15 protein-coding genes and 2 pseudogenes are annotated in these 13888 nt (G+C 36.0%); 3 read left to right on the top strand and 14 right to left on the bottom strand.

Annotated features, from left to right (window positions below):
* Nucleotides 1-117: 117 nt before the first annotated feature.
* Nucleotides 118-2634: a preprotein translocase subunit SecA gene (secA, locus tag CAO17_RS03065; protein ID WP_085991356.1), complete on the bottom strand. Its 2517-nt coding sequence runs from the start codon at nt 2632-2634 to the stop codon at nt 118-120.
* A gap of 339 nt (nt 2635-2973) precedes the next feature.
* Nucleotides 2974-3198 (bottom strand): hypothetical protein, encoded by a 225-nt coding sequence (locus CAO17_RS20925; RefSeq protein ID WP_218775526.1) that lies wholly within the window; start codon nt 3196-3198, stop codon nt 2974-2976.
* A 286-nt stretch (nt 3199-3484) separates the two neighbouring features.
* Between CAO17_RS20925 and CAO17_RS03060 the strand changes: the two genes are divergently transcribed.
* The 3 genes and pseudogenes from CAO17_RS03060 to CAO17_RS03050 all read left to right on the top strand — a co-directional run bounded on the left by CAO17_RS03060 (nt 3485) and on the right by CAO17_RS03050 (nt 6928).
* Entirely contained in the window at nt 3485-4657 is a 1173-nt protein-coding gene (locus tag CAO17_RS03060; protein WP_085991355.1) for an ISL3 family transposase, read from the top strand.
* Nucleotides 4654-5547: pseudogene (locus CAO17_RS03055) on the top strand (FAD-dependent oxidoreductase); the annotation flags it as partial. The gene CAO17_RS03060 and the pseudogene CAO17_RS03055, both read left to right, overlap by 4 nt.
* 160 nt (nt 5548-5707) lie before the next feature.
* Nucleotides 5708-6928 carry an ISL3 family transposase gene (locus tag CAO17_RS03050; RefSeq protein ID WP_085991354.1) on the top strand — a complete coding sequence of 407 codons (1221 nt, stop codon included), beginning with the start codon at nt 5708-5710 and terminating at the stop codon, nt 6926-6928.
* A gap of 121 nt (nt 6929-7049) precedes the next feature.
* On the opposite strand, the gene hpf is transcribed toward CAO17_RS03050, so the two are convergent.
* The 12 genes and pseudogenes from hpf to CAO17_RS02995 form a co-directional block, all read right to left on the bottom strand.
* Nucleotides 7050-7604: a ribosome hibernation-promoting factor, HPF/YfiA family gene (hpf, locus tag CAO17_RS03045; RefSeq protein ID WP_085991353.1), complete on the bottom strand. Its 555-nt coding sequence runs from the start codon at nt 7602-7604 to the stop codon at nt 7050-7052.
* Between the two features lie 555 nt (nt 7605-8159).
* Nucleotides 8160-8564 carry a flagellar export chaperone FliS gene (gene fliS / locus CAO17_RS03040; RefSeq protein ID WP_143833712.1) on the bottom strand — a complete coding sequence of 135 codons (405 nt, stop codon included), beginning with the start codon at nt 8562-8564 and terminating at the stop codon, nt 8160-8162.
* Between the two features lie 211 nt (nt 8565-8775).
* On the bottom strand, nt 8776-9000 hold the full coding sequence (gene csrA / locus CAO17_RS03035) for a carbon storage regulator CsrA (RefSeq protein ID WP_085991351.1): 225 nt from the start codon (nt 8998-9000) through the stop codon (nt 8776-8778).
* On the bottom strand, nt 9000-9446 hold the full coding sequence (fliW, locus tag CAO17_RS03030) for a flagellar assembly protein FliW (RefSeq protein WP_085991350.1): 447 nt from the start codon (nt 9444-9446) through the stop codon (nt 9000-9002). Before fliW ends, csrA begins: the two co-directional genes overlap by 1 nt.
* Before the next feature lie 188 nt (nt 9447-9634).
* Nucleotides 9635-9826, bottom strand: a complete 192-nt coding sequence (locus CAO17_RS21840; RefSeq protein WP_218775525.1) for a DUF6470 family protein — start codon at nt 9824-9826, stop codon at nt 9635-9637.
* Between the two features lie 10 nt (nt 9827-9836).
* Nucleotides 9837-10019: a DUF6470 family protein gene (locus CAO17_RS21835; protein WP_085991348.1), complete on the bottom strand. Its 183-nt coding sequence runs from the start codon at nt 10017-10019 to the stop codon at nt 9837-9839.
* Between the two features lie 69 nt (nt 10020-10088).
* Nucleotides 10089-10972: pseudogene (gene flgL, locus CAO17_RS03015) on the bottom strand (flagellar hook-associated protein FlgL).
* Nucleotides 10973-10982: 10 nt separating this feature from the next.
* A complete protein-coding gene (locus CAO17_RS21590) occupies nt 10983-11381 on the bottom strand; it encodes a flagellar basal body rod C-terminal domain-containing protein (RefSeq protein ID WP_245831752.1) in 399 nt (132 codons plus the stop codon).
* Nucleotides 11378-12505 (bottom strand): flagellar hook-associated protein FlgK, encoded by a 1128-nt coding sequence (gene flgK, locus CAO17_RS03010; RefSeq protein WP_245831751.1) that lies wholly within the window; start codon nt 12503-12505, stop codon nt 11378-11380. The genes CAO17_RS21590 and flgK overlap by 4 nt, the downstream gene beginning before the upstream one ends.
* Before the next feature lie 73 nt (nt 12506-12578).
* Nucleotides 12579-13073 (bottom strand): flagellar protein FlgN, encoded by a 495-nt coding sequence (locus CAO17_RS03005; protein WP_179151879.1) that lies wholly within the window; start codon nt 13071-13073, stop codon nt 12579-12581.
* 39 nt (nt 13074-13112) lie between these two features.
* Nucleotides 13113-13379 (bottom strand): flagellar biosynthesis anti-sigma factor FlgM, encoded by a 267-nt coding sequence (gene flgM, locus CAO17_RS03000; RefSeq protein WP_085991346.1) that lies wholly within the window; start codon nt 13377-13379, stop codon nt 13113-13115.
* Nucleotides 13380-13403: 24 nt separating this feature from the next.
* Nucleotides 13404-13850 carry a TIGR03826 family flagellar region protein gene (locus CAO17_RS02995; protein ID WP_085991345.1) on the bottom strand — a complete coding sequence of 149 codons (447 nt, stop codon included), beginning with the start codon at nt 13848-13850 and terminating at the stop codon, nt 13404-13406.
* Nucleotides 13851-13888: the final 38 nt, after the last annotated feature.

The following is a 13888-nucleotide window of genomic DNA, read 5'->3' as shown; positions in this document are numbered from 1 at the left end:
CATTGAAGCATATAACCGTTCCAATGATATACTTCACGAAGCATTACATGATTCGGCTTTTGATTAAACACGTTCGTTATGCCCCAGCTCCTCTTATAGAGATGTTGACAGTTTACCCTAGTTTTTCCCATGACAATTTTTGTATTTTTTACCACTTCCACATGGGCATGGGTCGTTTCGTCCAACATTTACTTTCTTCACATAAGGCTTTTTAACCTTTTTCTTACTTTCACCGCCACCTGAAACAGCTTGAGTATTTTTCACAACTTCTTCCCGTTGTAAATTATCACGAATTTCAGCCTTCATGATATATTTAGAAACTTCATCCTCGATATTTGAGACCATTTCTTCAAACATATTAAAACCTTCTAATTGGTACTCACGTAACGGATCATTTTGTCCATAGGCTCTTAAATGGATACCTTGTCTAAGCTGTTCCATTTGGTCAATATGATCCATCCATTTCGTGTCAACCGTACGTAAGACAATAACCTTCTGGAATTCCTGGAACTGTTCTTCCGTAAGCTGTTCTGCCTTTTCATCGTACTTATCCTGTACTTTATTCATAAGAAGGTCAGAAATTTCATTCGCTTCTTTTTCTTTTAAATCACTAATAGAAAGTTCTTCTTGATTGAGCAAATTACCATGTGCATAATCAACGATTGCTTGGAGATTCCAATTTTCCTCATCGTTATCCTGGGTATGTGTTGCTACCACCCTATCGATAGAGGATTTGATCATATTTTCAATAATTTCGCGGAGGTCTTCGGAGCCTTCAATGACTTCAAATCGTTGTTTATAGATGATTTCTCGTTGTTCACGAAGAACGTCATCATATGCAAGCACTTGTTTCCGTGCGTCAAAGTTGTTACCCTCTACTCGCTTCTGCGCAGATTCAACTGCACGGGATACCATTTTACTTTCAATTGGTTGACTATCATCCATCCCTAAACGTTCCATCATAGATTTAAGGTTATCTGAACCAAATCGGCGCATTAATTCGTCTTCCATTGATAAGTAAAATTGTGTGATACCTGGATCCCCCTGACGACCAGAACGACCACGAAGCTGGTTATCGATTCGGCGTGATTCATGCCTTTCCGTACCAATAACAGCAAGTCCACCCAATTCTTTTACACCTTCACCAAGTTTGATATCCGTACCACGACCCGCCATATTGGTCGCAATCGTAACAGCACCACGTTGACCGGCATCTTCAATAATCTCTGCTTCCTTAAAGTGATTTTTCGCATTTAGGACATTATGTCTTATTCCAGCCTTTTTTAAGTACTTGGATATAAGTTCAGATGTTTCTACTGCTACGGTCCCTACTAAAACAGGTTGCCCTTGTTGATACCTCTCTTTTATTTCTTCGACTACAGCACGGAATTTTCCATCCATGGATTTATAAATTAAGTCTGCCCTATCATCACGAACAATAGGCTTATTTGTTGGTATGGCAATAACATCCATATTATAAATATTTCTAAATTCTTCTTCTTCGGTTTTAGCTGTACCTGTCATCCCAGCTAATTTATTGTACATTCGGAAAAAGTTCTGGAATGTGATAGATGCCAGGGTCATGCTCTCATTTTGAATTTGTAGGCCTTCCTTAGCCTCTATCGCTTGGTGCAAACCATCACTATAACGACGCCCCTTCATAAGACGGCCTGTAAAGGAATCGATAATAACAACTTCCCCCTCCTGCACCATATAATCTACATCACGTTGCATAGATACATGTGCTTTCAGCGCTTGATTAATATGATGAGTTAAGGAAACATGATTTAAATCGAATAAGTTTTCAATTTGGAAAAAACGCTCCGCTTTATTAATTCCCTCCTCGGTTAATTGAACACCCTTTGTTTTTTCATCGTACGTATAATCAGTTTCTTTATTTAAAGTAGTAACAAAACTATTAGCTTGTGTATACAATGCTGCTGATTTCTTGGCAGAACCAGAAATAATGAGCGGGGTTCTTGCTTCATCAATTAATATGGAGTCGACCTCATCAATTATAGCAAAGTGAAGCGGCCGCTGAACCATTTGATTTTTATAAAGAACCATATTATCCCGTAAATAATCAAAACCGAATTCATTATTTGTACCGTATGTAATATCACAATTATACGCTTCACGTTTTTCTTCCTTAGATAAGCCATTGGTGTTCAACCCAACTGTTAGACCTAAGAATTCATAAAGCTCTCCCATTTCTTTCGCATCACGTTCTGCTAAGTAATCATTAACTGTAATAATATGGACACCTTTTCCTTCTATTGCGTTTAAATAAGCCGGTAAGGTAGATGCCAAGGTTTTACCTTCCCCAGTCTTCATTTCAGAAATGTTCCCTTCATGAATCGCAATCCCACCCATTAGCTGAACAGGATATGGACGCATACCTAGGACACGTCTTGCTGATTCACGGACTACAGCAAATGCTTCAACAAGTATATCATCTAAACTTTCACCATTCTGGAAACGTTCTTTAAATTCCTCCGTTTTTTGTTGAAGCTCTGAATCAGATAGCTTTTCAATTTGCGGTTCCAACGCTTCTATTTTATCAACCTTTTTCCTTAAACGGTTAAGTTGCTTTTTATTACCATCGCCAAAAATTTTTGTGAGTAATCCTGCCATCATTTACGCTCCCTAATAAAGTGAAACTCATTCAGAAAGGGACCTTTTAGCTCTCTCTGAATGGTAGCTGAATGAATCAGGTTCTTACAGGCAATTACCTCCACTTACTCCTCTTAGATGCTCGTACTTTTAAAGTGGGGGATTACTGCCAGTTAGAACATGATAAAAAATCAATACTTACACTATTATTTTATCATAACACTACCTAATTATTAATGACAACCGTATACACCACTAGCCGTTATATCCAGATCTAGAAACAATGAAGGAGAGTAATCTGAGGATAGATTACTCTCCTAAAGGCGGGAAGTTAAGAGGATAATAAGGGGAAATATTTCGTTAGTGATTGTTTTCTGTACTTCCACTTTGATTTGTAGCAAGATCGGTAATTCTTCGATTGGTAGCTGCGATGATTTCTACTAATTGTGCAATGGTTTGCTCCTGCTGCTTGACTCTTTTAAATAAATTATGTAATGCCCTTTGCTCCTGTTCATTCATCTGATTCCCTCCCGTTCCTTCTGTCTTATTTTTATCATAAAAAGACTGACATTGGCTAATTTCCATTTTTCAATTTTGGTATTGAATTCGACATTTTTTTCAACCAATTCTCTCATTTTTCAGTAGTTTTTTAGCCAATTGTTGCTTTTTGTCGTATTTTTTTAAGCTATTATTTAATTTTGGTTATTCGTTCGTCAAATTTCGACAATATATAAAGAACATCAATCTAAACTTCATTTTTACGGCTCTAAAATATATGTTGGGGTTTTAATAAAATTTAAGCATAAAAAAACACGCAAGCTCCTATATCCTTTAAACTTGAATTGACGAGAAACAAGTGGATAGGAGTTGCGTGTATATGTATTTTAACATGAAATTACCTGGATTAGAAGAAATGAAAATAACGAAAACAGAGGAGATAGAGGGATCCTTTCATATTCATGTTCAGTTGCCAAAAAAACCTCATAAATGCCCTTCTTGTGGGGAGATAACAGAGCGTATTCATGATTATCGAGTGCAAAAAATTCAGCATTTAAAATTGTTTGAACGTAGAACCTATATTTTTTATCGTAAGCGTCGTTATAGGTGTGAGTGTGGAAAGAGGTTTGTAGAAAACAATAATATTGTCTATCGTTATCAGCGACATACGGTGGAATGGAATCAGGCGTTAGGTTTTCGAGTGATAAAGGGGAAGAATTTCAAGGATACTGCTGCCCAATTTCATACGTCATCCAATACAGCTATGCGACGTTTTGATAACGTATCAGCTGGTAAATTACGTGAGGTTAAAGCTCTGCCACGGGTAATAGCGATCGATGAATATAAGGGCGATACAAATAAAGGTAAATATCAAACCATTATCGGTAATGGTGAGACAGGTGAGCCTTTGGATATTCTTCCTGATCGGTCCGTAAAAACGGTGAAAAAGTATCTACAGGAAAAGGGAGAAAAAGTAGAAATAGTCATTATGGATATGAGTCATAGCTTTAAATCAGCTGTTCAACAAGCATTGGGGAATCCTATTATTATAGCGGATCGATTTCATTTCTGTCGTTATATTTATTGGGCACTCGAACGTGTGCGAAGACGAGTTCAAAAAGAATTCCACCCTTATGATCGTAAAAAGTGCAAGCGAATGAAGCATGTATTTTATAAGCATTATGAAGCCCTTAGCGCAAAACAACATTGGTACTTAGAAAGATATTTAGGGTTATCAGAAGATTTGAGAACAGCTTATGGGTTAAAAGAATCTTATCGAACTTGGTTTGAAGAAGCAAAGAAAATAGGAAAAGATAATATGAAAGAGGTTAAAGAAGGGCTGTATCAGTTTTATACGCAAGTAAAAGATGCGGGTTTAGAGGAATTTGAAAAAGCGATACAGACGCTACAAAATTGGCAACCTGAAATATTGAACAGCTTTGCCTTTGGGTATAGTAATGGGTTTATTGAAGGATTGAATAATCAAACAAAGGTTATCAAGAGAAATGCCTTTGGATTCAAGAGATATGATCGATTGAGANTTTGAAAGAAATTCCTAAAAAACTAGTTGTAATTGGTGCTGGATATGTTGGAACAGAACTAGGGACTGCTTATGCTAACTTTGGTACAGAGGTTACATTCCTAGAAGGTGCAAAAGATATTTTAGGCGGATTTGAAAAATCGATGACTCAATTAGTTAAAAAAGGTCTGAAGAAAAAAGGCGCTACAGTGATTACAGAAGCAATGGCTAAAGGCGTGGAAGAAACAAAAGATGGTGTAAAAGTTTCATATGAAGTAAAAGGGAAAGAAGAAATAATTGAGGCGGATTATGTCTTAGTAACTGTAGGCCGTCGTCCAAACACAAGTGAAATTGGTTTGGAACAAGTGGGTATCGAATTAGATGAAAAAGGTCTTATTAAAGTTGATAAACAATCCCGTACAACTGTGAAGAACATCTATGCTATTGGTGATATTGTACCAGGTGCTCCATTAGCGCATAAAGCTTCTTATGAAGGTAAGATTGCTGCAGAAGCAATTAGCGGTGAAAAATCTGAAGTTGATTATATTGGTATTCCTGCTGTTGCTTTCGTTGAGCCAGAATTGGCTATGGTTGGTCTTACTGAAGCACAAGCAAAAGAAGAAGGCTATGACGTGAAGGTTGGTAAGTTCCCATTCGCGGCAAATGGCCGTGCATTATCCTTAAATAATACAGACGGTTTCTTAAAACTTATTACTCGTAAAGAGGATGGATTAATTCTAGGAGGTCAAATCGCTGGACCAAACGCTAGTGATATGATTTCTGAAATTGGACTAGCTGTTGAAGCTGGTATGACTGCAGAAGACTTAGCACTTACTATTCATGCTCATCCAACATTAGGTGAAATTACAATGGAGGCAGCAGAAGTAGCGTTAGGTTCTCCAATTCATATAATGTAATTTAAATTAAGAAGATAACCCAAGAGTCATCTGGGTTATCTTCTTTATTATGGCTCTAAAATATATGTTGGGGTTTTAATAAAATTTAAGCATAAAAAAACACGCAAGCTCCTATATCCTTTAAACTTGAATTGACGAGAAACAAGTGGATAGGAGTTGCGTGTATATGTATTTTAACATGAAATTACCTGGATTAGAAGAAATGAAAATAACGAAAACAGAGGAGATAGAGGGATCCTTTCATATTCATGTTCAGTTGCCAAAAAAACCTCATAAATGCCCTTCTTGTGGGGAGATAACAGAGCGTATTCATGATTATCGAGTGCAAAAAATTCAGCATTTAAAATTGTTTGAACGTAGAACCTATATTTTTTATCGTAAGCGTCGTTATAGGTGTGAGTGTGGAAAGAGGTTTGTAGAAAACAATAATATTGTCTATCGTTATCAGCGACATACGGTGGAATGGAATCAGGCGTTAGGTTTTCGAGTGATAAAGGGGAAGAATTTCAAGGATACTGCTGCCCAATTTCATACGTCATCCAATACAGCTATGCGACGTTTTGATAACGTATCAGCTGGTAAATTACGTGAGGTTAAAGCTCTGCCACGGGTAATAGCGATCGATGAATATAAGGGCGATACAAATAAAGGTAAATATCAGACCATTATCGGTAATGGTGAGACAGGTGAGCCTTTGGATATTCTTCCTGATCGGTCCGTAAAAACGGTGAAAAAGTATCTACAGGAAAAGGGAGAAAAAGTAGAAATAGTCATTATGGATATGAGTCATAGCTTTAAATCAGCTGTTCAACAAGCATTGGGGAATCCTATTATTATAGCGGATCGATTTCATTTCTGTCGTTATATTTATTGGGCACTCGAACGTGTGCGAAGACGAGTTCAAAAAGAATTCCACCCTTATGATCGTAAAAAGTGCAAGCGAATGAAGCATGTATTTTATAAGCATTATGAAGCCCTTAGCGCAAAACAACATTGGTACTTAGAAAGATATTTAGGGTTATCAGAAGATTTGAGAACAGCTTATGGGTTAAAAGAATCTTATCGAACTTGGTTTGAAGAAGCAAAGAAAATAGGAAAAGATAATATGAAAGAGGTTAAAGAAGGGCTGTATCAGTTTTATACGCAAGTAAAAGATGCGGGTTTAGAGGAATTTGAAAAAGCGATACAGACGCTACAAAATTGGCAACCTGAAATATTGAACAGCTTTGCCTTTGGGTATAGTAATGGGTTTATTGAAGGATTGAATAATCAAACAAAGGTTATCAAGAGAAATGCCTTTGGATTCAAGAGATATGATCGATTGAGATTAAGGGTATTATTACACCATCAATTTAAATCCGTAGCCAATTTAATAGGTTAAAGGGGTAGGAGCTAATAGCCCCACCCCAACATTTGACTTAGAACCATTTTTACCTATTCTCTTTTTATCGCAACTAAAAAACGACGACCCTACTCGAGAATCGTCGCTTTGTTCATAAGTATTATACAACTGGTTCGATTAAGCCGTACTTACCGTCCTTACGACGATAGACGACATTGGACTCACCAGACTTATCATTAGTAAATACGAAAAATTCATGTCCTAACATGTCCATTTGAAGAATAGCTTCTTCTGGATCCATAGGTTTTAAATTGAAGCGTTTGGTTCGTACAATTTCTAGTTCATCATCAGTTTCATCTTTTACTGCAACTGCTTCTTTTTCCATTTTAGCAAAGGCGTGCTTAGGAGCACCGTTTTGACGAATTTTACGATTAATCTTTGTCTTATGCTTCCGTATTTGTCTTTCTAGTTTATCAACAACTAAATCAATCGCAGCATATAAATCAAGATGCTGTACTTCCCCACGTAATAATAGATTCGTCATAGGAATGGTTACCTCAATACGTTGCTCATCATTATAGACACTTAAATTAACATGTACATCGGATGCTGGAGGTGTGTTGAAGTATCTTTCCAATTTACTGATTTTCTTCTCCACATAATCACGTATTGCTCCAGTCACCTCAATGTTTTCACCACGAATGTTAAATTTCATATGAAGTGTCCCCCTTTCCTTATACTTAAATTATACTACATTTTGACTGAAAATTCATGCTTAATGCACAATAAGATGTGTCGAAATTCGTTCTTTTTTTTAAAGGAGCACTCTTCCTTCCCGCATGAATGATTTTACGTCTATTTCATACTATTAACAATTAGGTAATAAAATGATAAAAACCTCCTATCAACAGGAGGGTTTTATCATTTTCTTATCCATATACATGCCATCCAAAATTTGTACATTTCGATATGGATTGGTATAGCTTTGTTTAGATTTCTTTTATCGTTTTACTTGTTTCATTTCTGTTTTTAATGCCGCAAACAATTGTTTCATCATATTCTTTACATATGTATTCACAGGTAGCAATTGATTTGCAAGTTTTTTTTCTTCTTCTGAAAAGGGGGAGGCTAATTTCTTCAGATGTTCTGCTCTTTTTACTTATAAAGAATTCAATCTTTCTATGACAACCTCTCTTTGATTAGGGGAAAAAATCATTCTCTAATATATCCTTCATCGTTATCGTAATATCGTAAACAGGTTGTACTCGATTCATTTTACCTGTTCACCTTGAGAATACTTTTGTTGACGTGATTGTAAAATAACTTGTTTCCACGTATCACGAAATTCTGTAATGAGTCCTAGAACCTCTTTTAATTTTTCTACATCATTCTTCACATTGGCTTCTTTTAGTTGAAAATGTATATATTCATATAGCGGCATCATTTGCTTGGAAATTTCAATTTTTGTATCCAATGTAATCATTAATTCCTGAATAATATTTTGCGCTTTTTGGATGTTTGTGTTTTTTGCTTCATAATTATTCGCTTCCATATCTCTCATTGATTGCTTAATAAACTTCATACAGCCATTGTAAAGCATTAATGTTAATTCTCCGCCAGAGGCTGTATTAACCGCATTATTTTGGTATGTATGATATGCTTTATTCATTGCCACTATTTCTCGCTCCTTTTTCATACTTCATTTGAAACAGATAGAACTACAGACTTAGCTGAAATAACTTGGTGGAATCAACTTTAAAGGGAAAAAGGAATGGGCTCATTTTCTCTAACGACATCTCCTTCCTCCTTATGATTCTTTATTGGATCTTCTATCTCTTTTATCGGCAAGATTTTTAGATCTCTTTAAGTTTTCTATAGAAAAATTCCTATTTTTCTCTCTCCTTTATCATAGAGAAAAGATCAACGGAAACATTTGCTGCTTCATTATTTTGTTCTTTGATCTCAAGATAAATCTCTTTACGATGTATCTCAACGGACTTGGGAGCAGAGATTCCTAATTTCACCTGATCTCCTTCTATCCCAATCACTTTTATTTTATTGTTCTCCCCTATTTGTATGGCTTCATTGCTTTTTCTAGTTAATACAAGCATCACTTAACTCCTTTCACGGTATGCTTAGGATGGATTAATGCTTTGGACGGATATTCCTCCTTCGTTAAAATATATTGTTTCCCTAGCATACGTTTTGAATTAATGATAAGGGGAGCTTTTAGATTTAAGGTACTTGCGTGGAATGGATCCTTCAATGTAACAATGGAGAGCACTACCACTTCATTTTCCTGTTTTATCCCTAATTGTTCCAATGTTGAATCATCCAATTCAAAGCTATAATCTTGATAGATTAAATATGGATTTATCACAATAAAAGCCGTAGTACTTGTATGAACAGATTGCAAGAGTTGATAGACTGTATCATTGAAAAGGTTCAATAATACAAATTCCTTTTCATCATTAAATCCCGGGATACCATTGGCAAATGTAATGACCTTACTTTCGTCTATTTCCATTTCTCCTAAATACTTCGTTTGTATTTTCATATGTTAATCCACCTCTATTGTAGGTTGTTTTTAGGCATAATTAATAGAATGCGTAGTAACTTCACCCAAAATATGGAGCCTAAATACCGCTGCGAAGGCTGAGGCGTTCCCTAAGGTCCGCGAATGCCCGCAGTGGAAATCACCATGCACTGAACTTTACCGTGTTCTGTCATATCATCCTTCAATTACTAAGGAATAAATGCAATATTGATTGGTTTCTTGTTATCAGAGGCATTTCGAACGGCTTGATTGATTAATGGATGTCCACCTTTTTCAATTTCCATCATTTCTCTCCCTTCAGATGCACGTCTTGCCGTTCCTTCTAGTGCTTTACTTTTTCCTTCTTGTACAAATTTTTCATTTAGCTTGAGTACACTCATTAAATTCATATCATCCCCATGCTTGTGTCTGATCCATGCTCAGTTTTCCCTGTGTCTTATGTATAGTCATATCTGCTTTGGGTTGTTGAATTGAAAAATCTGCTTTTGGCTGACTGATTTCTTGCTTTGCTAGTGTTTGCGTGAATCGTATTTGTGCCGGTTGGGAATTCAACCGGATTTGCGGAATTTGCATATAACTCCTCCCTTAACAACTTAAAAACCCCAACCCTTGATGGGCCAGGGGAATCTTATTAGTCCGAAGCTACCTTAGAAAATCTAATAAAGTGGGCTGTATAATTCTAGCACCAGCAGATAAAGCAGCACGATGTAAGCTTTCCTGTGTAACTAACTTTGTAATAGTCTTCGCATAATCAACATCTTCATTTTGAGACATTGTTTTTGTTGCTATGATTTGTTGTTCACTTAATCTATTTTCCACCAAATCTAACCGATTCATACGCGCACCTAAATCCGCTCGTGCATTTATAATATGATCAATACCATCATCAATCTTTTCAATACTAGCACCGATATCCTCACCATCACCCCTTAGTTTCCCTATAAATTCATCGATATTTTTAAATAATTCTGTGAAACCAGCATCCTCAGCAGTTACATTTACATCAAGTTTTGTTCCTTTTGCAACTTCAATAAATACCGTACCATACTCTTTATCATCTGGATTCTCATCATTTATTACACCATCTTCAGTAAATGGTGGGTTGCTTGTATCCGTTCCATTAAAAAGGTATTTATCATTTACTTTGGTATTGGCAAGTTCAATCAAATCATTCTTAAGTTGTTCTACTTCAGCCGCAATATTTCTTCGTTCATCAGGCCCATAAGTATCATTACTAGCTTTTACAGCCAATTCGCGCATCCGTTGCAATGCCTTAGTTGCCTGATCCAAAGATGCATCCGTATTATCAAACCAATTATGAACCTCATTCGTATTACGTTGAAATTGTTCAACTTGTACTAATTCAGTACGGTAATCCATACCCTTAGCTGCTATTACTGGATCATCGGAAGGTTTATTAATTTTTTCCCTGTACTAAGTTGATTCATATAAGTATCCATTTTTTGATAACTATTGGATAGATTCCGTAATGTATTATTAGAAATCATGGATTGTGTTACCCGCATTACTCATCACCTACCTTCCTACCAATCCCATATTATTAATTATCTTGTCCAATAATTCATCCGTTGCTGTCATACTTCTAGCAGCTGCATTGTATGCATGCTGAAACTTAATCATATTCGTCATTTCTTCATCCAACGATACAGAGCTAACAGACATACGCTGGTTTTCCACCTGGGAAAGAAGGGTGGAGGTATTTTTTACCATTCGATTTGCTCCCTGAGCTACTACCCCTAGCTCACCGATTACAGATTGATAGAAATCTTTTATCGTAGTTTTAGTTGTGTCAAAGCCCATTACCTCATCAAATACTCCTGCTATTTTACTAGCATTCTCACTATCTCCTGTGTCACCAGTCATAGATGCTGCAATCAAGTTGGGATCTTCAACAATGATTTCATTTACTTTCAATGTTTTTCCTTCAAAGTCAAAAAAGCATTTCCTTTATTATCCATTTCGTCCGATTCATTTGCTATACCGTAACCTTCTTCATGTACCATATTGAATTCATCTATATAATTCGTTGCTAACTTCTCCAAATTAGCAAGCATATCAGGATATAATCCTATCGTTTCTTCACCCTTTTGATAGCCATATGCTTCTACTAAACCTTTCAACGAACCCTCTGACTGAAGGAGTTTATTGATATTAAAACGTGATTCAGTACCATCAATATGAATCGATTCGATTCCACTTTCTGGATCTAACACATAGTCAATCTCATCATTCACAGCAAATTTATTCACCGTATCTGTCATACCATCAACTAATGTAGCTACTTCATCTCCTACATCATTGACAATACGTATTGTTGCGACACCATCCACTGTTTTCGATTCCGTATGACTTGTATCATATTGAACATCGATATCCACGATGTTTGATAATTCATCAATTAATTTATCTCTTCTATCATATAGATCATTTGCCGTATATCCATTTGTTTCTAGTCTTTTTACTTGCTGGTTAATTTCGTTAATTTGATTTGTAATGGTATTCGCATCTTTTAAAGTCGTATTTATCTGCCCTTTAATATCTGCTCGAATATTTAATAACGAATCAGATAAATAGTTAACTGTTTCCGCTAATGCTTGTCCACGCTGAACAACAACAGAACGTGCTCCAGAATTTTCTGGATTGACAGCAAGGTCCTGCAACGATTGCCAGAATTGATCTAATGATGCGGATAACCCAGTTTCTGATGGTTCATTTAATAGATTTTCCATACGGCTTAATGCACCGGATCTTGCTTGCCAGTATCCGACTTTACTGTTTTCCCCGCGAAATTGGTCGTCTAAATATTCATTTCTAATTCTTTGAACTGAACCAGCCCTAACCCCTGTCCCAATTTGACCCGCGATTACTGGGTGATTCCGTGAGATTGCTGGGTATGCAGGAGCTGATTCAAAGTCAACTCGTTGCCTTGTATACCCTTCAGTATTAGCATTGGAAATATTATGACCGGTTGTATGCAATGCCGATTGTTGAGCAAAAAGGGCTTGTTTTGCCATTTCTAATCCATGAAAAGTACTCATTATGTTACTCCTTTAAACAAAGTGTAGACTCCGCTTATTTTAAGATTACCAAGCTATTAATTTACTTATTCTATTACACCTGAGAATCAAATAATGATCGATTTGTTTGATTATCTGCCTTTACTTGTTGAATTCCGTAATTCATATTTTTGATAGATGGGGCCATCATATCTAATGAAAGTTGAACAAATTGCATGGATTGCTGCAATAAAGTCTGGTTTAATTTTTCCTGATTCCTAAGTTCAATAATCAGTTCTGTTAAATCCTTCATTGCCTTTGCCAATGCCTCTTTATCAGCTTCTCTTTCAATTATTTCTATCATTTTAGTGATATTTTTTTCCTCTTGCCTACATTTTCTATCGGAAAACCACTGTTCTACTTCCTGTTGTCTTTTTAATTCCGTTTGCTCTAATAGGCGTATCTGCTTCCCCTCCGTAACAAGTAAAGCTTGTAAGGGGGCAACCGAGCCTTCTTTTACAATTTCTGTCTTTTGTTTGGATAAACCTAACAATTCACGATGAACAAATATAAGTTTTTCCAATGATTCAGTGATAGATTTTACGGACAAAATAAAGTCCTCCTTTACCTAAATAACTTAAGACACCCCTTATTTATTCGACCAATAGTCAACCATTTTTTTAGCAACCTTCTCTGGATTAACTTGATATTCTCCAGAATCTATTTGATTCTTAATAGATTGAACATATTCTGCCCGCTTGTTATTCAACCCTCCATTTTCTTGTAGTTGCTTTGCCTCCGTCGATATTTCGATTTGATCCTCTTTTTTTATCCCTTTTTTTATCTCTACTTGTTCTTGTAAAATTCTTTTGTATGGATTATTAAAATTTGTATGATGAGGGCCATTAATTTTCATGCCTTTTCATCCCTTCTATTCTAACTAACCGATAACACCACCACTAAAAATGATTATTTTATTTAATGTATAATAAGTATTCGATTTACTGTTCTCTTTTTGTCGTATTTGTTCTAATTTTTTATCAAGTTCATTTTGGATTTGCAAATCTTTTTTAAACGATTCCTGACAATTCCTACAAAGCTTTCCACTAGTAATATCAGCTCCACATCCTTCACATGGGTAAGCAAGATTAGGAAACTTAGATATAAGCAGTCTTTTCTCTCTAATAAATTTAGTTATAAGCCTTTCTTCTACACCCGTAGCTTCGACAATTTCCTTCATAGTCGCTTGTCTATTTTTGCGTTCTTTTAAAAAATTGTATACCGTTTGAAATGCCTTTTCTTCTTCTAGATAACCATTTTGACAGAGATCTCGTATTCCTTTAACAAATACCGCACCACATCGTGAGCAATTTGCTAAATCTGCCATCATATTTCCCTCATTTCTCTTTGTCACCTGATATCATA

Source organism: Oceanobacillus senegalensis (assembly GCF_900176885.1).
Taxonomy (GTDB): Bacteria; Bacillota; Bacilli; order Bacillales; family Amphibacillaceae; genus Oceanobacillus; species Oceanobacillus senegalensis.
This window is presented reverse-complemented; position numbering and strand designations above follow the sequence as displayed.